This window comes from Thermosulfurimonas dismutans, assembly GCF_001652585.1.
Lineage (GTDB): Bacteria > Desulfobacterota > Thermodesulfobacteria > Thermodesulfobacteriales > Thermodesulfobacteriaceae > Thermosulfurimonas > Thermosulfurimonas dismutans.
In genome coordinates, this window is record NZ_LWLG01000022.1 from 1 (window position 1) to 22,841 (window position 22,841).

Here is a 22,841-nt window from a genome sequence, read left to right on the forward strand (position 1 = left end):
GATACTTTCTGGAAAGAAGCTGAAAATTTCAAATTTAACGAAAAGAAATATAAAAAATTTGAGAGATTTTTAATTTTTTATTCTCAACTGAACGGAAGTTTACATAAAAGAATTAATAAACATAGTTACACTGGTCTTAAATGGTATAATGTAGATAATAAAGAAATAACAAACATTCTTCAAAAAGTCTGTAAAATATCAAATACTACCTAAGGAGGAAAACATTGCAATTTTTTAAAAAACATTTCTTTTTTTTAATGGTGGTCGTTTGTCCTACATTATTGACCATTATATATGAAGCTTTTATTGTAACTCCAGTATATATAAGTGAATCTAAGGTAATAGTAAAAAGTCTTCACGACCAGCAGGGATTTCAGGGATTTGGGACCTTTCTTCAGAGTATAGGTGTACTAAGTCCATCGTTTGTTGGTGCCAGTCTGGTCATGAATTACATGTCCTCTCGCACCGCTATGTTTGAACTGGAAAAAATCTTAAATCTTAAGAAGTATTTTTCCAGAAAAGATATTGATTTTATACAAAGGTTTGATCCGTTTCATATTGATCCAAGTTATGAAAATTTTTTTGAATATTACCAAAAGAAAATAGTAAATATAGGTATAGACATAAATTCCTCAATTCTTATTATAAAGGTCAGAGCCTTTGATCCTGAATTTGCATATAATGTCAATACAAATCTTATCAAGTTAAGCGAAAATTTTATAAACAGATTAAATGAACGGGCATCAACCACAGCAATCAAATTTTATGAGGCTAAACTCGAAGAATCCAGAAAAAAAGTTCAACATTTCTCAGAGAAATTGGCAGAATTTTTAAGCCAGACCAAAGTGGTTGCTCCTGAAAGACAAATTGGAATTCTGCTGGAACATACAGCAAAACTGCAAGAACAACTTATTCTAAAACAGATGGAACTTTCGAGAATTATTTCCGTGACTCCGGACAACCCCAAGATTGCCACTCTGAAAAAAGATATAGAGGAGATAAAAAGAGAAATAAACAAAAATATAAACATAATTGCGGGCGACAAAAAATCAGTGGCATCTTATTCAATAAAATTGGAGCTTATGAGAGCAGAACTTGAGATGTTACAAAAGGAGCTTGAGGCGAATTTGACGGCTTTTATTCAGGCGCAGAATCAGGCCCTTTTACAGCATCTCTTCATCGAGAAAGTGGAAGAACCCACGAAGCCCGATGCCCCTAAGGAGCCCAAGCGGATCAAGAGCATTTTAACGGTATTTGCGATAAGCTTTGCAATATGGGGGATAATTTCTCTTTTTGCGGCCGGAGTCAAAGAACATCTGGGAAAATAAAAAATGAATAGCCTTACGGAATTTATAGAGGCCTTCAGAATTCAGAAACGGATTATTCATGCCCTCATGATGCGCGAAATTATCACCCGCTACGGAAGAAAAAACATAGGTTTCCTATGGCTGTTTGTAGAACCGGCCCTCATCACCCTGATATTTACCCTGGTTCATGGGTTATTTAGAGGACGTTCACACTCGGATTTTCCAGCCGTAATCTTCATGTTGAGTGGGTATTCCGCCTCCTCCCTTTGGAGAAATGTGGCTACCCATTGTTTGGCGGCCATAAAAGCCAACATAGCCCTTCTCTACCACAGATATGTGAAGATCCTGGACCTTCTTCTCTCCAGATTTGTGCTGGAAATAGGAGCGGTCACAGGGGCCTTTCTATTTCTTTTCATGGTGTTTCATGCCTTGAAGATGGCCTCTCTACCGGTAAATTACTTCCACGTAGTTCAGGGATGGTTTCTTATGTGCTGGCTTGGTATGGCCCTCGGTTTCATCACCGGCTCTCTGGCCACCATCTCTGAGGTATTCTCACGTATATGGCCTCCGCTAAACCTGATTTTTTTCATCACCGGCGGCACCTTTTTCCTGATAGAATGGGTTCCAGAGCACTTCCGTAAACTAATCCTTCTTCTCCCCATGGCTCACAATATAGAAATGGTGCGATACGGATTTCTCGGGGGAAAAATGCATCCTTACTATAGTGTGGAATATTCCGTAATGGCCAATCTTTTTCTTACCCTTATAGGTCTTTTATTGGTTAAATATGTGAGCCAAAAGGAGGAATTGATTACATAAAATGAGTGAAAAATTTCTGGAATTGATCAATATAAGAAAAATATATCCCACTAGGTCCGGGCCTAAAATAGTCTTAAACGGTATCAATCTGCGGATCAATTACGGAGATAAGATAGGAATTCTTGGAAGGAATGCCGCCGGGAAATCCACATTGATCAGGATTATCGGAGGGGTATCCAAGCCCACTAGTGGGAAAATCCTCAGGAGAATGAAAGTCAGCTGGCCCCTGGCCTTTCAAGGTGGCTTTCAGGGTAGTCTTACCGGTCTCGACAATCTGAAATTTATATGTCGAATCTACGGAGTTCCCTGGAAGGAAAAATACGAATTTGTGAAAGAGTTTGCGGATTTGGGAGATTATTTTTATGAACCCGTAAAGACCTACTCTTCCGGTATGAGAGCAAGGCTGGCCTTTGCCATTTCCCTAGCCGTTGACTTCGATTGTTATCTGATAGACGAGGTAGTAGCGGTTGGGGATAGCCGATTCCATCAAAAGTGCAAAAGAGAACTTTTTGAAAACAAAGCAGAGAAGAGCTATATACTGGTATCCCATCAGGGAAATTATATAAAACAGTTTTGCAATCGGTTCTTTGTACTCTCTAACGGTCAATTGCAGGAGTTTCCGAATTTTCAGGAGGCCTGGAATTTTTATACTTCACAGTGAAGCCTGATCTTCTTTCCCAAACGGAAGTCTTCCCTGTAAATGGTCAAATTAGGATTATAGTAAGGATCTCTTTCGATGTATTTTTTCCATTTTTTTCGTATGTAAGCTAGCTCTTTCTGCGCCTGGCGGTTTCGGTTAGAATTATATCCCCTGGATCTGCTTTCATAGTGATAAAGTTCCGCGTAAGGGGTATAGACAATCCTGTACCCCTTTTCATAAACTTTCAGGCAAAAGTCAAGATCATTGAAGGAGATGGCAAGATTTTTTTCATCGAATCCCCCCACTTCCCAAAAAATTTCTTTCCGGAAAACCATGCAGGCCGCCGTTACGGCCAGATAGTTTCCGGGAAGAATCGCTCTGTACATATAACCGGGATCATCGGCGGGGAGACGTTTGAAGGCGTGGTCAGCCCCCCTCCATAGTCCAACCACCACCCCGGCGTGCTGAACCCTGTGATCGGAATAAAGCAGTCTGGCCCCCACTACCCCTATCTCTTTTCTAATAGCGCGGGACACCATTTCTTTTAACCAGATAGGTGATATTACCTCCGTATCATTGTTCAAAAGGCACACAATTTCCCCACGGGAATGTTTTACTCCGAAGTTGATGAGTTTAGAAAAGTTAAAAGGAATATCATATTTTAATACCCTCACCTTCTCTTTTCGTGAAATGCTCTTGAAGAATTCAAGAGTTCCTCTTTTCCGGGAACCGTTGTCCACAATGAGGATTTCATAGGCTTGGTAGTCTGTTTTTTCAAGAATGCTTGATACGCACCTTGAGAGTAAATCCACTCTATCCCTGGTAGGAATGACAATGGATACCGGCGGCTCTTCCAGAGGTAGAGGATAGCGAACCCTGAAAGTATGGGGAATTTGGCCTTTTTCTACCTTGGCGTCCGGGGCGTACCAGGAAAGGAATTCTTTCAGGGCTAAAAGCCCCCGTTCCCATTCCTCCTCTTCGTATTCCCAGCCTTTACTGTAAAGAACGATCGGGATGTGCCCCACCTTCAGTTTCCCTTTGTGCTTCCAGAGTTTCAGGAAGGCACGGTATATCGTATAATGTCCGTATCCTCTTTCGAATCCCCCGATTGCTTCCAGATCGTCTATTTTGAAAACCACAAGATTCTGTATGTAATCATGGGAAAGATAATATTCTGGACTAAAGTCTGGTTTTAGTCGTGGGGAACATCTCTTTTCTTCGTCTATAGAGTCGCTATCCGTATAAATGACATCAAAATCTCCATTTTTATTAAGAAAACTTACGATGCAGGCCAGAGCTATCTCCGACAGGACATCCCCCGCAAAAAGAAAACACAGGTATTCCCCACTCGTTTTTGCTAAAACTTGATCGAGATTTTCATCATTGACGAGAAAATATTCCCAGCGATCGTAAACCTGTCTTTTCAGAGACTCGATGGTTCTATCCGGGTTTTTCTGACCATTGTCAACATAGATTATTACGGAAATCAGAGGCTTGTATTTCAGCCTGTGAACCCGGTTCTTCCATTTTGGAAGTTGTTCGTGCAAAAGCCTTTCATAGATAGCCAGCCAGTCTGAATAATTTTCATCTGCACAAATCCTTAAATATCTGGCATAACTTATACGGTGATAGCTCTTCTTTGGACTCATAAGTATATCCCACACGCTCAGTCCCGCTTCTCTTTTCAGGTCTCTCGTAATTTTATTCCTCGAAAAGAGCACGGGGAGAATTGTGCGATAAAACCTGTAGATTCTTTCGGGAAAACTTATCTCTTTTATTTCTATCCTTTCGGCGATTTTTATAATACCTCTTTCTAAACAGAAGTTGATATCTATTGTTTTTAATTCTTTAGCGGCATAAAAAATGTAATTTATCGAGCCACTTTTAGCTATGGGCAACCTTTTGGTTTCGTGCCTACCATCCTGGTAGTGCAATATGATTTTGGTCTTACATAAATCACAGGTGGCCTTCACCCTGCCTCGGATGAGGAACCAGCCTCTTTTCCCTGCGAAAGGAAAGGTCAGTGTATTTCCAGAGAGGTCCATATTTGCTCCGATTTTTGTTTCAGGTGTTCGATTAACCTCAGGGCGTTTTGATAAATTTCCTGTCTTTTCTTTTTGTTTCTGGCAAGTTCAATTATAACTTCTACCCAGTCTTTTACCTCCATAGGCAAGACCATTCCGGCCCCGGCAGAACTTATCATCTCCGCATAAATACTTTCAGCAGAATAGATTCCGACCCCACCGGCCCGGGTTATGTCGAAAAATTTGGTGTAACTCCGTCCCCGGTTAAATGGAGTATCGAACATCGGGGCAAGCCCTATGTGCCTGTATCTCATGATCGAGAAACGCAGATAGGTGCGCCAGGACATAGGCTTAAAAAGGATGACATTTTTTAGATTTTTGAAGAAGGAAACGGTGCACTTGTTGGCAATGATCTCAAAGAGAATATTAGTTTTCTTTTCGGTAACCTTTCTCACCACCTCGGCAAGCCATTCGAACTCCTTTCGATAGGAATAGGTGCTGTGATAAAAGACGAGGATATTACCGTCCGGGTTAAAATTTACCCCCAAAGGCCCTATCTCCAGGGGATAGGGTAAAACAACTCTGGGATGCAGGTCGCGATATTTGCGGGCGAGATGCTCATTACAAACCCATACCTCGGCCCCAATATCTTTGATCCAGCTCTTGTGTCGGGTAGCGTACCAGAAAACCTTCCATCTATATCTCAGCGAGAGTCCGCTGGTGGCTCTTACATCGAGGAGATCATCGTCCATTAAATAGATCAATCTTTTTATGTTTCTTCGATTGGCTTTTATCAAGTTTTTCAGGGAATCGGTTAGGTAGCGGACGATGAAGACCGTTTTACCTTTCAGGTCTATGTTTTTGGGAAGGCTGTGAAGATGATAATTTTCCACCTGTAAACCTCTTTTTTGGAGAAAGGGCTTCAGGAAATAGGCCGTTGTGGGCTCGGTATTGAACTCGAAGATCAGAAATCTATTAGATACCACTTTTTTCTAACCCCATCCTGGAAAATCATCAGTGTAATTCATACCATAAAAACAACCCTTTGCATAACAAGAACAACCCATTTACAATAAAGAGCGTTCCGTTCAAACGAGATCGGAGGGGAGGTACGAAATTGAAAAGTCCGCATGTGGTTTGGCATCCCCAGTTGGTAACCCGGGAAGATCGGGAACGTCTGAACAAACACCGAAGCGGAGTGATCTGGTTTACTGGTCTCCCTGCCTCGGGAAAATCCACCATCGCCCATTTCGTGGAGAGGAATCTCTTCGAGAGGGGTATTCGGGCCTATGTGCTCGATGGAGACAATGTCCGCCACGGTCTGTGTGCGGATCTAGGTTTTAGTCGAGAAGACCGGCGTGAAAACCTGAGGCGCATTGCGGAAGTTTGTAAGCTGATGGTGGACGCGGGTCTGATCGTGTTAGCGGCTTTCGTTTCCCCCTTTCGCGAGGACCGTCAGTATGTGCGAGAAATCATAGGCAATGACTGTTTCTTTGAGGTTTACGTAAAATGTAGTCCGGAAACGTGTGAAAAACGGGATCCCAAAGGGCTCTATCGAAAGGCCCGGGCCGGAAAGATCGAAGGTTTTACCGGAATCAACGCCCCTTATGAAGAACCGGAAGCCCCCGATCTTGTTCTGGATACAGAAAAACACGATCTGGAGGAATGTGTTTCTTTGGTCCTCAAGATGCTTTCTCAAAAGAAATTTATTTTACTTATTTGACAAAAGAGTTGAAAGGGATTATGGAAATGGGCCGGATCGTCTCTTGAGATTTGGAGCTGGTGTCCCTTTCGGGCTTTTCGACAGAAGGGGGGGATGGGGTTGCTTTTGACCCTTAAGGATCAAGAACGATTGGGAGTACAGCTTCTATGAAAGAAGAGGTTTACCCCTGGCAAAGAAGGCTAGTATTACTCATTATGTTTTTGTTGGTGGTTCTGAATGCTTCTTGTTCCTATTTCTTGCCTCAATCTGGTCCTTCTACTTTCGGCATAAAAAAAATTTCCCTCGATCAAAGATTAGGTATTGAGAAATATGTCACTTTAGTGAAGTTGAACCCCCGAATCATCCTGGCCTTTCCAGATGTCAAGATCTTTTGGACCAAAGATTTGGAAGGTTTTGTGGTTGGTAGGTATTCTCCGATAATAGACACGGGGGATGTTCTGGAAATATTCGTATATGAATCTCCTCCCCCACTACTTTTCAGTTCGGCTTCCATTTTGGGCATCCAGCAGAACGAGGTGGTGGCCTTTCGCATCCCTCCACAAATTGTGGATGAAAACGGGTATATTCTGGTTCCCTTTGCGGGCCGAATAAAGGCTAAGGGCAAAAGGCCCGAAGAAGTCGCTCAATCCATAGCGGCCAAACTTGCGCGAAAAGCGAACAATCCCCAGGTAGTGGTCAAGTTGTCTGGGTTCAATTCCTCTTACGTCACCGTCTTTGGAGAGGTAAGGGAAAGCAGGAAGGTGCCCCTCACTTATTCCAACTTCAGGCTTCTCGACGCCCTGGCTTCCGTAGGAGGGGTGACCTCACCCATAAACAAGACTCTGGTTCAGATCGACCGAAAAGGGAAGACCATACGGTTGCCTCTGGAGGAAGTCATAAGGGACCCTAAACTGAATCTGAATCTCCAACCCGGTGATGTGATAACTGTGGTTTATAAGACCCAGTCGGCGGTCTTTCTGGGAGCCTCCGGCCGCAATATGGAGCTGGAATTCGAGGCCAGGGGAATAAACCTTTCGCAGGCCCTGGGAAGGGTTGGAGGGCTCCAGGACGACAGGGCCCACGCCAAGGGACTTTTCATTTTCCGGCTTGAAGATAAGGACGTTTTACGTAAAATAGGGATCAAACCGAAAGCGGTAGCTATGGGGGGTAAGATACCGGTAATCTACAATGTAGATCTTTCCGACCCTGCTTCTTTCCTCATCCTCAAAAATTTTTATTTAAAAGACGGAGATATTGTGTATATAGCCACGGCTCCTGCCGTGCAACTACAGAAGTTCTTGCGGGTAATTTCGCCCATAATTTCCGACATTTTTATGATAGATCGGCTTTCGAAGTAGTTTGACCACTATCAATAGAGGGGGGTAAGACAAAAATGAAAGGTGTGGTTCTGGCCGGGGGCTCGGGTACCAGGTTGTACCCGGTTACCAAGTGCATCAACAAACATCTATTGCCCGTCTATAACAAGCCCATGATTTATTATCCGCTTTCGGTGCTCATGCTGGCAAGGATAAGAGAGATCATCCTGGTGGTCAATCCGGAAGACGAAGGGGTATATCGAGAACTCCTTTCCGATGGTTCTCAATTGGGGATGAGCATCAGTTACGCTATTCAAGGCAATCCCGGTGGGCTGGCTCACGCCCTTCTTTCGGCGGAAGAGCTGGTCCAGGGAGACAATGTGTGTGTGCTCCTCGGGGACAATATCTTTTTCGGGCACGGCCTTACGGAAATGGTAAACGAAGCCCGGAGGGAAATTGAAGAACATGGCGGGGCTTACATTTTTGGCTATTACGTCCATGATCCTGAAAGGTACGGAATAGTTGAGTTCGATGAGGAGGGAAGGGCTATATCCCTGGAGGAGAAACCCAAGAAGCCGAAATCCCACTACGCCGTGGTAGGGCTTTACTTTTACGATCCAACGGTCTTTGAAAAGGCCAGAAAGGTGAAACCTTCCAAAAGAGGGGAAATGGAAATCACCTCGGTCAACGAAAAGTACCTCAAAGAAGGGAAACTCAGAGTGAAGCGTTTGGGGCGCGGTTTTGCCTGGTTCGACGCCGGAACCCACGACAGCTTTTTGGATGCCGGGAAATTTGTGTCCACTATAGAGAAGAAGGCCGGTCTGATGGTGGGCTGTATCGAAGAGATAGCCTACCGAAACGGATGGATAGACAAGAAACAACTCAAAGAACTGGCCAAATCTATGGAAAAGACGGATTACGGAAAGTATCTTCTGGAAATCGCCAAAGGGGGCTAAAAATGCCTTTTACGTTCACTCGTTTGGAGATACCCGATGTGATCCTGATCGAACCGAAGGTTTTCGGCGATGAAAGGGGGTTTTTCCTGGAAACCTACAAGGCTTCGGAGTTCAGGGCCAACGGGATATCCTATGATTTTGCTCAGGACAACCATTCCCGGTCTCAGAAAGGAGTTTTGAGGGGGCTTCACTATCAGCTTGAGCCCATGGAGCAGGGAAAGCTCGTGAGGTGTATCAGGGGCAGGATATGGGACGTAGCGGTGGATATAAGGAAGGGCTCTCCTTGGTTCGGAAAGTGGGTAGCGGCGGAGCTTTCGGGGGAAAACAAGCTTATGCTCTGGATCCCGCCGGGTTTTGCCCACGGTTTCGTGGCCCTGGAAGACGGAACGGAGATCCTTTACAAGGTCACCAAGGAATATGCCCCGGAGCTCGACCGGGGGATAATCTGGAACGATCCGGATCTGGCTATAACCTGGCCGGTGGAAAACCCGATTCTTTCCGAAAAAGACAGTCGTCTTCCCAATCTTAAAGAAGCCGAGATCAATTTCGTTTACGGGGGGAAAAAATGAGGATTCTGGTTACGGGGGGGGCGGGTTTCATAGGAAGCGACCTGGTAAGGAGCCTTACGAGGGACGGTTGCGGGATTTCCGTGGTGGACAAGCTTAATTACGCCGGGGATCTAAGGCGTCTTGAGGAGGCGAGGGATAGGATCAATTTTTATCAATTGGACATCACCGATGAAAAAGGCCTCCGGGAGGTCTTCGAGAAAGAAAAACCGGAGGTAGTAGTCCACTATGCAGCCGAGACCCATGTGGACCGAAGCATACTCGATCCGGACGTTTTCGTGAAGGCCAACGTTATCGGAACTCTGAATCTGCTCAAACTTTCCTTGAAACACGGAGTCAGGAAGTTCGTGCATATTTCGACAGATGAGGTTTACGGAGAACTTCCCTTGGATAGCGAATCGAAGTTTACGGAGGATTCCCCTCTCCAACCCAATTCTCCTTATTCGGCAAGCAAGACCTCGGCGGAAATGCTGGTGAGGTCTTTCGTGGAAACGTACGATCTTCCGGCGGTAATCGTAAGGGCTTCTAATGCCTATGGGCCGTGGCAGTATCCCGAAAAGCTGATTCCACTTTCCATCGCCAGACTTCTTTCAGACGAAAAGATCTCCGTTTACGGAACGGGACAGAACGTCCGCACGTGGCTTTTCGTGGAAGATTTCACGGAAGCGGTCCTGAAAATCATCGAGAAAGGAGAAAAGGGCGAAATCTATAATGTTGGAAGTGCCGAGGAGAAAAAAAACATCGAGGTGGTAAGAAAGCTTCTGGAACTGCTGGACAAGTCCGAGGACTTTATAGAGTTTGTGCCCGACAGACCCGGGCACGATCTTCGATACGCAGTGGACACCACCAAAATAGAGAGAGAGCTTGGCTGGCGGGCGAAGGTAGATTTCGAGGAGGGGATGAGAAGAACCGTGGAGTGGTATCTGGATAATCGAGACTGGCTTTTTGAGAAAAAGAAAGAGGTCGAGACCTTCGTCAATCAACTAAGGAAGGAGTTCGAAAGATGGGCCTCAAGATAGCCCTTTTCGGGGCCGGCGGCCAGCTTGGAAGCGATCTGGTCAAAATCTGTCCTTCGGAAGTGGAGCTCGTGCCCTTAACCCGCAAAGAAGTAGATGTCACGGACAGGGGGCAAGTATTGGAGGTCCTTCGGAATATCAAGCCGGATCTGGTATTGAACGCCACCGCCTACGTCAAGGTGGACCAAGCGGAAGATGAGGTCGAGGCCGCCTTTGCGGTCAATGCCGCGGGGGTCAGAAATCTGGTGGAGGGATGTCTTGATACGGGTAGCGTGCTTTTGCACGTAAGCACAGACTATGTGTTTGACGGCGGAAAACTCGATGCCCGAGATCCCTATACGGAGGAGGATCCTGAGAACCCCATAAACATTTACGGTTTGTCCAAATATGCCGGCGAGGTCATAGTTCGAAACTATCTCGAGAGGTTTTACATCGTTCGGGTGGCTAGTCTCTACGGGAAGGCCGGGGCCAGCGGAAAAGGTGGAAACTTCGTTTATACCATTCTGCGCAAAGCCCGTGCGGGCGAACCCCTAAGGGTGGTAGACGATATCTTTATGTCTCCCACTTACACCCTGGATGCGGCGCACAAAATATGGGAGATAGTCCTTGAAGAACGTCCCTATGGTCTGTATCACCTTACCAACTCAGGGTACTGCAGCTGGTACGAATTTACGAAAAAAATTCTTGAATACGCAAGACTGGACACAGACCTCAAGCCCATAAAACACACGGAGTTCAAGACCAAAGCCCGGAGGCCGCTCTGGAGCCCCTTGCGAAGCGTAAAAGGAATAACTATGCGGAGCTGGCAGGAAGCTCTCGAGGCCTTCATTTCTGAAGTGACATGCCGGTAGGTGTCTTCTCCAGGCAGATCCTGAAAAACGTCCCCCACCTGGAAGTGTTCCTTGAGGATTCGGTGGTGTATAAACCCAAGGGGCCCGAGGGACTTTCGGCCGTGGCCGGATGGGGATACAAGAGCACGGCCCGAAAGGCCATGCAGAAGGCCAGGGAGTGGAGGCTCCCGTACTTGGCCCTGGAAGACGGTTTTCTCAGGTCCGTGGGTCTTGGCCACGAGGCTCCTCCCCTTTCTTTGATCGTGGATCCAGTGGGCATTTATTACGATGCCACAAGGCCGTCCCTTCTCGAAAACCTATTGAATTTTGGAGGATGGGAAACTCCGGAACTCATGGATCAGGCTGAAAGGGCCCTCAAACTGATAAGGGACCACAAGATAAGTAAGTACAACCGGGGAAAACCCGTGCCTCGAGGATATTTCACCCCTTACCGAGAAAGGGTCCTCTTGATAGATCAGACCTATGGAGACATGTCCGTAAGGCTCGGGCTGGCCGATGAAGATACCTTTCGGGAGATGTATTTCGCAGCTCTGGAGGAGAATCCGGGGGCCGAGATCTACGTAAAGGTTCATCCGGAGGTCATAGTCGGTAGAAAAAAGGGCTATCTCGCGCGGATGAAACTGCACAGGAGCGTCAAAGTCATCCGGGAGGAGTTCAATCCCGTGGATTTGCTTTCTCACTTCGATAGGATATACACCGTATCCTCTCAAATGGGGTTCGAGGGGCTGATGCTGGGCAAGGAGGTAATCTGTTTCGGCATGCCCTTCTATGCGGGCTGGGGGCTTACGCGGGACGGGAAGAGATGCGAAAGGCGGAAGAGGCGGAGGACGCTTTTGGAACTCTTTGCGGCTGCCTACCTTCTTTATCCCCGCTACATAAACCCCGCCACCGGCAAGCCGGGAAATATTTTTGATGTGATAAACCATTTGATTGGAGGGAAAGGATAGTGATCAAAAGTTTTTTCAAAATTCTTCTTTTCAGGTTTTTGTTTCTGGATACCGTGGCCTTCTATGGGAAGGACCTGAAGAAGCTCGTATCCGTTTCACGGGAGGACGGAGGAGCGACTCTGGTCTTCGAAAGACTGTTGAGCAGGTGCTTCTCTCGAGGGGACTTCCTGCTCAAGATAACCCTTCCTCCTCATACCGGGATCAGGTTGCTCAAGCTTTCTATAGATTACGGCTCTGGATCTTTCGAAGAGGTGCATCAAATACACTTGAACCTCTTCGGGCGTTTCGACACCGTTGTCCATTTTGAGCGCCCTCCCGCAGGTATAAAGATCTGTCCGGTTGAGACCTCGGGAAAAGATATCTCCATAGAAAGGCTCGTCATAAAGCGCCTAAAAGGCGGCGAAGTCCAGTCTGCAAAGGAGACAATAAGCTCCGCAGTTTCGGCTTTCCCCGCGGAGGAAGGTTCCGCTGCGGTTTTCGATCCCCAGAAGTCCAAGGCTGTCCATCTTCCTGACAGATTTCATTTTGCCGTGGACAAGTGTCTGTATGTTCCGGATGTCGGGTTCATGGTTGTGGGTTGGTTTTTCAGTCCTTCTTCTCGGATGAGTATAACGGCTCTTCGTTTTTCCGTTGACGGCCGGGAGATCTCTTCGGATTTGAATAAGATGGTTAGATTCAAGCGCAAAGACGTGTATGAGAATTACAAAGACATTTACAGAAATATGGAAATAGATACTGGTTATTTCATGCTCATTCCTTTCAAAGATAAAATTGACGGTTTCAATCGGTTAAACCTGGAAATCTTTTTGGGAGAGGAAAGTCATTCTTTAGAGATGAGCAAGCAGGAAGTCGAAAAAATTCCTTTGGACATGAGGATAGTCCTAAACAAAACTTACGAACTCTGCGGGCATGCTGTCTCCAGGATCAAGCTTCCTCATCTGTTTGAGGTCATGCATGAAGTTTTTTCTTCTAAAAATACGGGTTTTTCTGAAAATATTGCTCCGGAATACAGAAATTTTGGTATGGTGTCTGATGATCCAGAAATCAGTCTGATAATCCCTCTCTATGGCAGATTTGATTTTTTGAAACATCAGCTCGCACATTTTTGTCGGGATCGAATTTTTAAAGATAGAAGGATAGAGATTATCTATGTTATAGATGATCCCCAGATAATAGAAGATACTTTGAACTCTTGTGAATGGATTTACAGATTGTTTGCATTACCTTTCAGATTGGTCTGGTATAATCGCAATCTTGGATTTGCCGGTGCCAACAATGTAGGGGTCAAAATTGCAAAGGGCAAGTATGTGGTTCTTATGAATTCAGACGTTATTCCTAAAGAAAGTGGATGGATCGAAAAATTACACGCAAAGTTTAGTGATTTACCGGATGCCGGGGTTGTTGCTCCTACTCTTCTTTATTTTGACGGAACCATCCAGCATGTTGGAATGTATTCTTCCTTTCGTCCGGAGTATCCCGGCCTTCTGTTCAATCTTCACTATTATAAGGGTATGTTCCTGGATTTGAGTGATTTTCCCGAACACATAGAGGTTCCTCTTCTCACGGGGGCTTTGATGTTTCTTCGCAAAGACGATTATCTCAAGGTTGGAGGATTCGACGAAAGTTTCGTATTTGGTGATTTTGAGGATAGTGATTTTTGTCTGAAGATGAAGAAGCTGGGGTATAAATTTTATATTTTACCTCACGTTCAATTGTATCATCTGGAGAGACAGTCCCAGAATCTCATAACACAGTCAATGAATTATAGACACTTTGTTACTTTATACAATTCTTATATATATACTAAAAGGGTTCTTGAAAATGGATTGCTAGAAGAAATCAATAGAGAGGTTCTTGTATGAAATTTTTCATCATCTCTCATGGTCATCCGGAAATTACCAAAGGTGGAGGAGAGCTTGCCGCATATTCTCATTATAAAGGACTGCTTAAGGAGGGGCATGAAGCCTATTTTCTGGCCAGAGCTCCTGAAAAATACCTGCATCTTGGCACCCAGATAATAGCTTTCAGACCTCGGGAATATCTTTTCCCTGCGGCCCCGGACCTCTTCAATCTCTTTTCTCACATAGATCTGGGGGAAGACTCTCCTCTGATCACTCTCCTGAAAGAGCTGAAACCGGACGTCGTTCATTTTCATCATTATTTTTACATAGGAGTTGATGCCATATATGCTATTAAAAGGTCTTTTCCTGATACCAAGATTGTTATGACTTTGCATGAATACATAGCTATCTGTCTTCATAACGGACAAATGATCAAACCTGATTTTTCTCTATGTTATAAATACAGCCCTCGCGACTGCAATGAGTGCTTCCCTCAATTTTCTCCTGAAAATATATTTTTAAGAGAAATGTATATCAAAAATATGTTTGGTTATGTTGATCTTTTTATTTCTCCAAGCCATTTTTTGAAAAGTAGGTATGTCGAATGGGGCATTCCTCAGGAAAAGATTGTTGTTTTAGAGAACGGCCTTCCTGAAGGGGAAAGGGTTCCACCAAGACCTGCGAAAGGGGTAAGGGGGAGGTTCGCATATTTCGGCCAGATCAATCCTTACAAGGGAGTTGATTTTTTGATAGAGACTTTTTCGCTTCTTCCCAGATCTATAAAACAGAAAGTTAAGCTGGAGATATACGGAACGTGGCATCCGGATCAGAGCTTCAAAGAGAGGGTTGAAAAATTGATTAAAAGGAATAGGGATGTGGTAAGATATCATGGCCCTTATGAGAACTCCGAGCTCGGTAGCCTAATGTATAATATAGATTGGGTGATAATGGGTTCTATATGGTGGGAAAATTCTCCTCTGGTGATCCAGGAAGCATTCAAATATGGGAGGCCCGTTATCTGTCCGGACATAGGAGGTATGGTGGAGAAGGTAAAGCATGGCTACGGCGGATTGAACTACAGGGCAAGGGACCACGTATCTCTGACCGATTTGATTGCGGATATAGTAGAGGGAAAATACGACTATGAAGATATCCTGGCCAAAATGCCTTCCTACAAGCCACTGAAGCAGTTTGTGAGAGAGTATCTTGATCTGGTTGCTACTTAAAGGGGACTTCGAATCATGGAGAACAAGGGCAAGCAGAGTTCGAAACTCGCGCCAAAAGATAGACCGGTTTTTCTGATAACCACAGGCAGAACAGGAAGCACTTTTCTTCAGAGATTGCTCAATTGCCATAAAAACCTTGTGATATGGGGAGAACATTTTGGCTTTCTGAACAGTCTTGCCGCGGCGTATGTAGCCATGAAGAGTCCGAACCAGAACCTGTATCCCAGAACTCCGGAAGAAAATAGAGGGCCAGACATTCTTCTTCCCACCCTCAGATCGCCTGACATTGCAATAGAGTGGGCCAATCCTTGGTCGTTCCGGGAATACAGAAATTTTGTAAAAGAATTCATAGAGAAATATTTTGCTTCTAGGCTCGATTCTCCTCACAAGAGATGGGGATTTAAGGAGATAAGATATAACAACCTCCAAGTTTTGAATATGCTCAAAGACATTTATCCCGGAGGCAGATTTATATTTTTGAAGAGAAAGCCGGAGGAAGTTATTAGAAGCAAAATTTTTGCCTTTATAAAAGAAGATAGATGGGCAAAAATGTCAGACAGAATGAAGAGACAGCATATCCGGAAGTTATATGATGAACTCAAATCTCACTACTCTGTTTATGATGCTTTCGTAAAATCCAATCATAATATCTCTACGATAGTTATATATGAGGAACTTGTAGCATATCCCAGAAAGATTATTAATCATCTCTTGCGTTTGCTTGGTTTATCTGGTGATACCTACGACTGGCAACTTGCTGAAAAGATTATAAAAAACGTTTTGTGCAAGACCAAAAGAGATCACGAGGTTTATAAACTCATAAATGAAGTCTTGAATAACCACAAAAAGGTAGAAATAAAGGGACATCTTGATGTGGTAGATGAAACACGTTGTAGTGGCTGGGCTTTTGATAAATTCAATAAAGACTACCCCGTGAGTGTGGTTGTTTCCGTAAACGGAAAGGTGGTGGGCAAAACTCTGGCTCATGCTTACCGGGAAGATCTCAAGAAAAAAAACATTCATCCCACCGGTCATTGCGGTTTTGTCTTGATGTGGAAAAATCTCGGATTAGAGCTGAAGGCTGGAGACAGGGTGGAGGTATTTGTGGAGGGGGCTAATGTTCCCCTACCCGGTTCTCCGATGGTGTATGAGCCACGAGCTGTGAAGGAGGACGACGTTTCTGTGGTAAAAAGAGAGGTAGATATAAAAACCGATTTCTCATATGCTAACATAAATTTGTCTTAAGTATGAGAAGCATTTGTAAAATTGCCAGAGATAATTAAAAGAAACAACGAAAAAATTTTAAGAAGGGGGGCGAATTAGTGATCCAGGGGCATTTCGATAGAGTAGATGGCCTTTACGTCCACGGATGGGCTTTTAATCCCGAAAATCCAGAAGAAAGGGTAGAGGTGGTAGTTCTTGTAGATGGAAAGCCTGTGGCAGAGGGAGTTGCTGATCAGTTTAGAGAGGATCTTAAAGAAGCCGGTATTGGAGATGGCGGGTATGCGTTTGTAATTAAGCTTCCTAATGAGATTGCTGATGGGAAGGAACACGAAATAAGGGTAGTTGTGAAGAACACGGGGAATGATTTAGAAAACAGTCCGCAAATAGTTATATTTCAGCAATTAGAAGATAGTTATATAGGTCATCTAGATTCAGTGGATGGATTACTTGTTACAGGCTGGACATATAACAAGGCTAATCCAGAAGAAAGGGTAGAGGTGGTAGTTCTTGTAGATGGAAAGCCTGTGGCAGAGGGAGTTGCGGACCAATACAGGGAAGATTTAAAGCAGGACGGTATAGGAGATGGAAAGCATGCTTTCAAGATAAAACTTCCTGATGAACTTGCTGATGGGGAGGTACATGAGATAAAGGTAGTTGTGAATTCATATCCCAATTTCAAAGTAGAACTCGCAGAAAAAAAATATATTTGCATTAAAAGTGATATCATATTTGATGAAGAATTTTACTTAGAGCAAGCTAGAAGAAAAGATATTTTGGTAAATGAAACACCAATACTGCATTATTTAAAAAATGGTTGGAAATTAGGCTTAGACCCTCATCCTTTATTTGACACATGGTACTATTATGAAGTTAATAACCCATCAAGAGAAGTTTGCCCTCTAGTTTCGTATTTACTTGACAGAAAGTTTTTCCAGTGTTCTCCTTTTGTAGATGAAGCATATCTTAATCATATGCTTCACATAAATAAGATATCCCCTGATAAAACACTAAGGAATCTTGCTTTTGCTATAAAGCAAGGTTTGCCTCCTTCTTTCCTTCATCCACATATATTTGATCCAGTTATTTCTTTTTTAAGAATGAATTTGAGCTTAGCGATTGATTATACCGACATTCTTGATGTTATAAAAACAAAGCCAAGCATAGAAGATTTGATTGTTTTGTTGAGGTTTTTGCGTTCGCAAAGAATATATAATTTTTCTGATGATGAAAGTCCTATAATAAGTGTTGTAATTCTTAATTATAAGAAGCCTATTATGACTATTTTATCTGCCCTGAGTGTTCTTATTGCATTGAAAGATGTGCCACACGAGATTATAATAGTAGATAATGAATCTGATCGTTTTTTTACTGAAATTTTATACCGCTATTTACAAAAGCAAAAAAATGTGAAGATCATTGCCTCCAAGAATAATCTTTTCTTTGGGGAAGGAAATAATATAGCAATAGATAGAGTACAAGGAAGATATGTTTTATTTCTAAATAACGATGCGTTTATTGGTCCTAATATAAAGTATTTATTGGATATTTTAGAAGAAAAAGAAGATATAGGGGCTGCTTCTCCGATTATTATTAATCAAGATTTTAGAATATCAGAAGTTGGAGGAATTGTTAGTCCATTAGGAGATGTTTTGCAAATAGGTAAATTTATGAACTTTGAGAAAACATTATGGAATTCTCTGAACAATATGGCATTTATAGAAGTTGATTATGCATCAGCAGCATGTTTGATGGTTAGGGCAGAGATACTAAAAAAATACGGTGGATTCGACTATATATATGAACCCTTTTATTACGAAGATACAGATTTATGCTTAAGAATAAAATGTTTGGGGTATAAAATTGTATGTATCCCTAAAGCAATTTCTTTGCATATTGAAAATTTTACAACTAAAGAGTTTTTGAAAGATAAATGGGGCACTGTTGTCCAGAATTCTAAGGAAAAGTTCTTTAATAGATGGGTATTTAAAAATAAAGAATATAAACCTGTTGAAATAAAATATTCCCAAAGAAAGAAAAGAAAAACAATTGCTTTGTATACACCCTTTCCAATTACTATTGGAGGAGGCGAAAACTATTTCTTGTCTATGGGAGCAGCTTTGTCTAAAATAGCCAATATAGTTTTTATTACAGAAGAATACACATCAAGAACAAGAATATCTTTTGTCTGTAGAGATTTGGGTATAGAACAATTTGAATTTGAAGTAATGAAGAGAAATGAGGTTGGAAAGTACTATTTTGATCTTGCTATAGTAATGGGTAATGAGATCGTGCCTTCTTGGATTCCTCCTGCCCAAAAAATAATTTACCTTTGTCAATTCCCCTTTCCTCTGTACCATGTTAAATATCATGATTTCAGCTCTTATGATAAAATTGATTTATATATAGCATATTCTTTCTTCGTAAAAGAAAATATACAGAAAGAAATTGAAAAATATTCACTACCAGAAAAACCTATTGAGGTGATTTATCCGCCTAGTAACTTGCCTAATTATACAGTTGATGAAATTTTGGAAAAAAAGTTGCGGAATAAAAATAAAAAAATGTTTATAAGTATAGGTAGATTTCAATCACACGGTCATAATAAGCGACAGGATGTAATAGCTAAGATACTAAGTGAAGCTTCTACAAAGTTACCGATAGAGGGGTATATTTTTGGCGGTTTGCGAGAGAGTCCAGAAGATAAAGAATTTTTTCAAAAAGTGAGATCATATCAAAATAAAGGTGTTCTTCTAGTGAAAGCTAATGTTGATAGAGATACAATTGAGTCTCACTTATTAAGATCACATTTCTATATACATGCTACAGGTTTAGGTATTAATCCTGGAGTAGAACCATATAAATGTGAACATTTCGGAATAACTTTAGTGGAAGCTATGGCATATGGGTGTATTCCTTTAGCATACAAATGTGGTGGACCAAAGGAAATACTTGAAAGTCACAATGTGGGATATGTATTTAGTTCAGAAGATGAATTGAAAAATCTTGTATTCGATTTGATCGAGATGGATATTGAATCAGAAGAATATTGGATCACAGTTGAGAAATGTATGAAAGTAGCAGAAAATTTTTCAAGAGAAAATTTTTATAAAAAAGTAAGCAATATAATAGAAAAATTAATGTCAACAAGTAATTTTAACGGGTTGCTATAATGAGCGAGAATAAACTTTAAATATACATAGAACCTCATAAAACTGGAAATGCCTTTATTCAGAAATTTTTCCTTGATTACATGGATGAATTATTAAAGCTTGGAGATGGCTATCTAAACGAATTGATTTACTTATATGGACATTATGAATTTGTTGAACTATTAAAAGTGAGTGAATATAATGGATTGCTTCCTTTTGTAAATAGTATCTTAGCGCTGGACACTTTTTTTGGCAAGAAGATTGATTAAGGGGAGTTGGATTATATTTGCTTAAAAGTTTATTTGTTTTTTGGTTAGGGAAAATTAAGATTTATTTGGCAATAGCTTGTCACGAGTGATATTATGACAAGAAGGTCAGCAACTTATCGATGGTAATGATGTATGACCCGATCCTGAATATAGGGATACTAGTACAGGTTTTAGATTTGAACCATAAGGGTGGATTTTTCATTTTTCTGACAGGGGGTTATTTTAGAAAAGATTTAAATGATAGGCGAGCTGCAAGTTTTGCATTAGTGACTTTGGGTATGGAAAGTGAAGCAGATGATATGATAGAGATATATAGAGAGGTGGAGAATAGAGAGGATGTTTTACAATATGGAGAGCAATGGATTTGAGGTTAGCCAGATGCGTTTTAGAGGTAATACGAAGATGGAAATGTTATTTTATGTGGTAGCGATATGTTAATATCTATTGGAGGTTATAGGTAAAATTAAGTAGAAGATGAGAGGTGATGGCAGGGATAGTGTATTTTTATGGAGATTAAGGTAATTAAAGAAGATATTAAGAGGATTTTGGTTAAAGAAGTGAACCGGATTTGTGAGATATTCTTAGAATGTTATAGAAGGTTAAGAAATAAGTTGTTTTTTATGTTTCTAGTAAAAGGTGTCTGCTAGTATGTTGCGTTTTAGAGAAATCATTTTGAGTTAATAAACATATTGATGAAAAAGTAGACGATATTTTAGAGAGAGTTTTTAATATAGTTGAATACTTGATTTTAAAGATTTTGGAGAATAAGAAATGGCATTTGAAAAAGTTAAATTTATTTTCCATATAGGATGGCCTAAAACTGGTACTAGCGCTATTCAACATTTTTGCTTTAAAAATAGAGAGAAAATTGCAAAGTTATACCAAATTTTATACCCAAAAACAGGAAAAATGCATTTTGAACATCACTATTTTGTTGTGGCTTTAACTTCAAAACAAAATATAAACAGAGTGGTTTATAACTTTTATAAAGATCATAAAGAAATGTTTGCTGATTTGACAGATGAAATGAATTCTGTTAGAAAAGATGATATAAAAAAGATTTTAATAAGTAGTGAATTTATGTGCGGTCCTAGTTTCGTTAAAGAATTGTCTGAAATAAAGAAAAAAATAAACGAATTTAAAATAAATATTGACAAACTAATTGCCTATGTAAGACGTCAAGATTTGTTGTTAGATAGTCATTACAGGCAGCATATGAAAGAAATTTGGTTTTTTTCTGATTTTATTTCATTTGCCAGGAAGAATATGTGTTTAGTGGATTTTTTTAATATACTTAACACTTGGGCTACTGTTGTAGATAAATCTAATTTTTTGATCAGAGTATACGACAGAAAACTTTTTCCAGAAGGAAATATTATACTTGACTTTTTACAGCTACTTGGGATAGAGATGTCAGAAGCCAGAAATTTCAAAGCAGATATAAATCCGTCACTTTCGCACCTTTCAGCTCTTGCTTTCAGAAAATTTAAATTTAAATACGATTTTACCAAAGATGAACATCCCAAATTATTGAAATTTCTATTTGATATAGATAGAAGAGAAGGAAGCTTTTTGAAAACATTTCTAAGTTTAGAAGAAAGAATAGAGTTGCTTAGAGAATTTAAAGAATCTAATGATTTGTTATTTAAAGAATATTTTAATTCTTCTAAGAATTTATTTGCTATTTCTGAAGAAGAAATAGTATTTTATAAAAAACAGGATAAAATAGAGAAAGAGAGGATAGATGAAGCTATAGAAAATAGATTCAAAGAATTAGAAAGATATTATTTTAAAATTACTAAAAGACCTTCAAGGCGTGAATTTATATATTTTATTGAAAAATTTGATGAAAAAACTATAAGTGGTTGGATTATAGATCTTATAGATCCACCAGCAAAACTTATTCTTAAAGTAAATGATATTTCTATTTGCGAATTTGAAACAAATCACCCTCGCAAAGATGTACTAAATGCATTTCCTGATTTAGGGTATTTAAACTGTGGTTTTGAGCTTAACTTGCTGAATATTAATTTGCCGAAAAGTATATTAAAATTAGGAAATGATAGAAGGATAAAGTTAAGTCTAGTTCATAAACGGAGCAATATAGAATTGCGAAATGTTGAAATTAATTCAAACAGTTTGAAAGAGCTATTAAAAATAAGGGTTGTTTGATTTTAAATCTAAATGACTTTTTGAAACGGCCTATTAGTCAAGTTAAATTTTTTAATACTTGCAGGAGGATTTGAAATAAACTATTGGCCTTTATCTAAAAAGTTTTCCTAAACAGAATGGTAACTTAAAATTTAGTGCTGAACACCTTTGAAATTCGTAAATCATTGAGTAAATAGATGAGTAAAATTATTCGCTAAGATTAAATTTTTGCTTGACAAGAGATTCTTTACATGTTGAGAAATAAACAGTTAAGTGGAGGGCTACTGAGAAAATTTTTAAAAAAGATTCGAGAGGATTAAATAAATAATGTCAGACTGTTTGAATATGTGAGGCAATTTACTTGCTTTACGGTCTATAATTTTGAAGTTTTGAGCTTGCTTATTTATGAAATGATAGTTGAAAATACAGTAAATTGTAATAGCATCGCAGAATCCCTACCATATTGGGCTAAAAACGATAGCCTCTGTAAGAGATTTATTCGATTTTTGAAAGGAAGATGGATTTAGGAGGGGTAGATTTGTATTTAGAAAGAAATTTTTGTATCTACTTTCTTGGAGTTGCAAGAAAGGATTTAAATTTGTTTGGTAATAGATTGTCATGAATGGCATTTTGTTAGCAAAGTTAACAATTTGTTAGCTATAATGCTTTGTGGGCTTATGGCAAATTTGGTCGTACCTGTGTTGATCTTGGATTTAAATATTATAGGTAATTCTTCTTTTGATGGGAGAGGATTAATGTTAGACGATATTCATGAAGTTTTAAATTAACCGTTAAGGAAAGGATTGGCAAATGTAGAAGTGTTAAACTCAACTTTGA

The 22,841-nt window shown here is 40.9% G+C and carries 19 protein-coding genes; 17 read left to right on the top strand and 2 right to left on the bottom strand.

The window, feature by feature from the left end:
- The 4 genes from TDIS_RS11330 to TDIS_RS10090 form a co-directional block, all read left to right on the top strand.
- Positions 1-213: hypothetical protein (locus tag TDIS_RS11330; protein WP_208595707.1), on the top strand; the 213-nt coding region annotated here is incomplete at its 5' end.
- An 11-nt stretch (positions 214-224) separates the two neighbouring features.
- Complete coding sequence (locus TDIS_RS10080; RefSeq protein ID WP_068671765.1) at positions 225-1,328, top strand: KpsE/RkpR family capsule polysaccharide export protein; 1,104 nt, start codon at positions 225-227, stop codon at positions 1,326-1,328.
- 3 nt (positions 1,329-1,331) lie between these two features.
- The gene (locus tag TDIS_RS10085; RefSeq protein ID WP_068671766.1) at positions 1,332-2,126 is read left to right on the top strand and encodes an ABC transporter permease; all 795 of its coding nucleotides are present in this window, start codon (positions 1,332-1,334) and stop codon (positions 2,124-2,126) included.
- A gap of 1 nt (position 2,127) precedes the next feature.
- On the top strand, positions 2,128-2,787 hold the full coding sequence (locus TDIS_RS10090) for an ABC transporter ATP-binding protein (protein ID WP_068671767.1): 660 nt from the start codon (positions 2,128-2,130) through the stop codon (positions 2,785-2,787).
- On the opposite strand, the gene TDIS_RS10095 is transcribed toward TDIS_RS10090, so the two are convergent.
- Complete coding sequence (locus tag TDIS_RS10095; protein WP_161939520.1) at positions 2,772-4,415, bottom strand: glycosyltransferase family 2 protein; 1,644 nt, start codon at positions 4,413-4,415, stop codon at positions 2,772-2,774. The two genes, TDIS_RS10090 and TDIS_RS10095, sit on opposite strands and share 16 nt — an antisense overlap.
- A 371-nt stretch (positions 4,416-4,786) precedes the next feature.
- A complete protein-coding gene (locus TDIS_RS10100; RefSeq protein ID WP_153303832.1) occupies positions 4,787-5,683 on the bottom strand; it encodes a glycosyltransferase family protein in 897 nt (298 codons plus the stop codon).
- 224 nt (positions 5,684-5,907) lie between these two features.
- Between TDIS_RS10100 and cysC the strand changes: the two genes are divergently transcribed.
- The 13 genes from cysC to TDIS_RS10165 all read left to right on the top strand — a co-directional run bounded on the left by cysC (position 5,908) and on the right by TDIS_RS10165 (position 22,025).
- A complete protein-coding gene (gene cysC / locus TDIS_RS10105; protein ID WP_068671770.1) occupies positions 5,908-6,513 on the top strand; it encodes an adenylyl-sulfate kinase in 606 nt (201 codons plus the stop codon).
- 146 nt (positions 6,514-6,659) lie between these two features.
- Positions 6,660-7,850 carry a polysaccharide biosynthesis/export family protein gene (locus TDIS_RS10110; protein WP_084271077.1) on the top strand — a complete coding sequence of 397 codons (1,191 nt, stop codon included), beginning with the start codon at positions 6,660-6,662 and terminating at the stop codon, positions 7,848-7,850.
- Positions 7,851-7,885: 35 nt separating this feature from the next.
- Positions 7,886-8,764 carry a glucose-1-phosphate thymidylyltransferase RfbA gene (gene rfbA / locus TDIS_RS10115; protein ID WP_068671772.1) on the top strand — a complete coding sequence of 293 codons (879 nt, stop codon included), beginning with the start codon at positions 7,886-7,888 and terminating at the stop codon, positions 8,762-8,764.
- Between the two features lie 2 nt (positions 8,765-8,766).
- Positions 8,767-9,333: a dTDP-4-dehydrorhamnose 3,5-epimerase gene (gene rfbC / locus TDIS_RS10120; protein WP_068671773.1), complete on the top strand. Its 567-nt coding sequence runs from the start codon at positions 8,767-8,769 to the stop codon at positions 9,331-9,333.
- Positions 9,330-10,349 (top strand): dTDP-glucose 4,6-dehydratase, encoded by a 1,020-nt coding sequence (rfbB, locus tag TDIS_RS10125; RefSeq protein WP_068671774.1) that lies wholly within the window; start codon positions 9,330-9,332, stop codon positions 10,347-10,349. Before rfbC ends, rfbB begins: the two co-directional genes overlap by 4 nt.
- The gene (rfbD, locus tag TDIS_RS10130; protein ID WP_068671775.1) at positions 10,334-11,197 is read left to right on the top strand and encodes a dTDP-4-dehydrorhamnose reductase; all 864 of its coding nucleotides are present in this window, start codon (positions 10,334-10,336) and stop codon (positions 11,195-11,197) included. Before rfbB ends, rfbD begins: the two co-directional genes overlap by 16 nt.
- On the top strand, positions 11,188-12,144 hold the full coding sequence (locus TDIS_RS10135) for a capsular polysaccharide export protein, LipB/KpsS family (protein WP_068671776.1): 957 nt from the start codon (positions 11,188-11,190) through the stop codon (positions 12,142-12,144). The genes rfbD and TDIS_RS10135 overlap by 10 nt, the downstream gene beginning before the upstream one ends.
- Positions 12,144-14,006 carry a glycosyltransferase family 2 protein gene (locus TDIS_RS10140; protein WP_068671777.1) on the top strand — a complete coding sequence of 621 codons (1,863 nt, stop codon included), beginning with the start codon at positions 12,144-12,146 and terminating at the stop codon, positions 14,004-14,006. Before TDIS_RS10135 ends, TDIS_RS10140 begins: the two co-directional genes overlap by 1 nt.
- A complete protein-coding gene (locus TDIS_RS10145) occupies positions 14,003-15,211 on the top strand; it encodes a glycosyltransferase (RefSeq protein WP_068671778.1) in 1,209 nt (402 codons plus the stop codon). Before TDIS_RS10140 ends, TDIS_RS10145 begins: the two co-directional genes overlap by 4 nt.
- A 15-nt stretch (positions 15,212-15,226) precedes the next feature.
- A complete protein-coding gene (locus TDIS_RS10150) occupies positions 15,227-16,456 on the top strand; it encodes a sulfotransferase (RefSeq protein WP_068671779.1) in 1,230 nt (409 codons plus the stop codon).
- Positions 16,457-16,533: 77 nt separating this feature from the next.
- On the top strand, positions 16,534-19,605 hold the full coding sequence (locus tag TDIS_RS10155) for a glycosyltransferase (protein WP_068671780.1): 3,072 nt from the start codon (positions 16,534-16,536) through the stop codon (positions 19,603-19,605).
- 367 nt (positions 19,606-19,972) lie between these two features.
- Complete coding sequence (locus TDIS_RS10160; protein ID WP_068671781.1) at positions 19,973-20,221, top strand: hypothetical protein; 249 nt, start codon at positions 19,973-19,975, stop codon at positions 20,219-20,221.
- A 403-nt stretch (positions 20,222-20,624) separates the two neighbouring features.
- Positions 20,625-22,025 carry a hypothetical protein gene (locus TDIS_RS10165; protein ID WP_068671782.1) on the top strand — a complete coding sequence of 467 codons (1,401 nt, stop codon included), beginning with the start codon at positions 20,625-20,627 and terminating at the stop codon, positions 22,023-22,025.
- The last annotated feature ends 816 nt before the right edge of the window (positions 22,026-22,841 follow it).

Excerpts from the sequence above, each read along its gene's own strand:
- TDIS_RS10160 (WP_068671781.1), top strand. The coding sequence starts at position 19,973 with ATGGTAATGATGTATGACCCGATCCTGAATATAGGGATACTAGTACAG.
- TDIS_RS10165 (WP_068671782.1), top strand. The coding sequence starts at position 20,625 with ATGGCATTTGAAAAAGTTAAATTTATTTTCCATATAGGATGGCCTAAA.
- rfbD (WP_068671775.1), top strand. The coding sequence starts at position 10,334 with ATGGGCCTCAAGATAGCCCTTTTCGGGGCCGGCGGCCAGCTTGGAAGC.
- TDIS_RS10145 (WP_068671778.1), top strand. The coding sequence starts at position 14,003 with ATGAAATTTTTCATCATCTCTCATGGTCATCCGGAAATTACCAAAGGT.
- TDIS_RS10095 (WP_161939520.1), bottom strand. The coding sequence starts at position 4,415 with ATGAGTCCAAAGAAGAGCTATCACCGTATAAGTTATGCCAGATATTTA.
- TDIS_RS10150 (WP_068671779.1), top strand. The coding sequence starts at position 15,227 with ATGGAGAACAAGGGCAAGCAGAGTTCGAAACTCGCGCCAAAAGATAGA.
- rfbB (WP_068671774.1), top strand. The coding sequence starts at position 9,330 with ATGAGGATTCTGGTTACGGGGGGGGCGGGTTTCATAGGAAGCGACCTG.
- rfbA (WP_068671772.1), top strand. The coding sequence starts at position 7,886 with ATGAAAGGTGTGGTTCTGGCCGGGGGCTCGGGTACCAGGTTGTACCCG.
- rfbC (WP_068671773.1), top strand. The coding sequence starts at position 8,767 with ATGCCTTTTACGTTCACTCGTTTGGAGATACCCGATGTGATCCTGATC.
- TDIS_RS10085 (WP_068671766.1), top strand. The coding sequence starts at position 1,332 with ATGAATAGCCTTACGGAATTTATAGAGGCCTTCAGAATTCAGAAACGG.
- TDIS_RS10110 (WP_084271077.1), top strand. The coding sequence starts at position 6,660 with ATGAAAGAAGAGGTTTACCCCTGGCAAAGAAGGCTAGTATTACTCATT.
- TDIS_RS10090 (WP_068671767.1), top strand. The coding sequence starts at position 2,128 with ATGAGTGAAAAATTTCTGGAATTGATCAATATAAGAAAAATATATCCC.
- TDIS_RS10135 (WP_068671776.1), top strand. The coding sequence starts at position 11,188 with ATGCCGGTAGGTGTCTTCTCCAGGCAGATCCTGAAAAACGTCCCCCAC.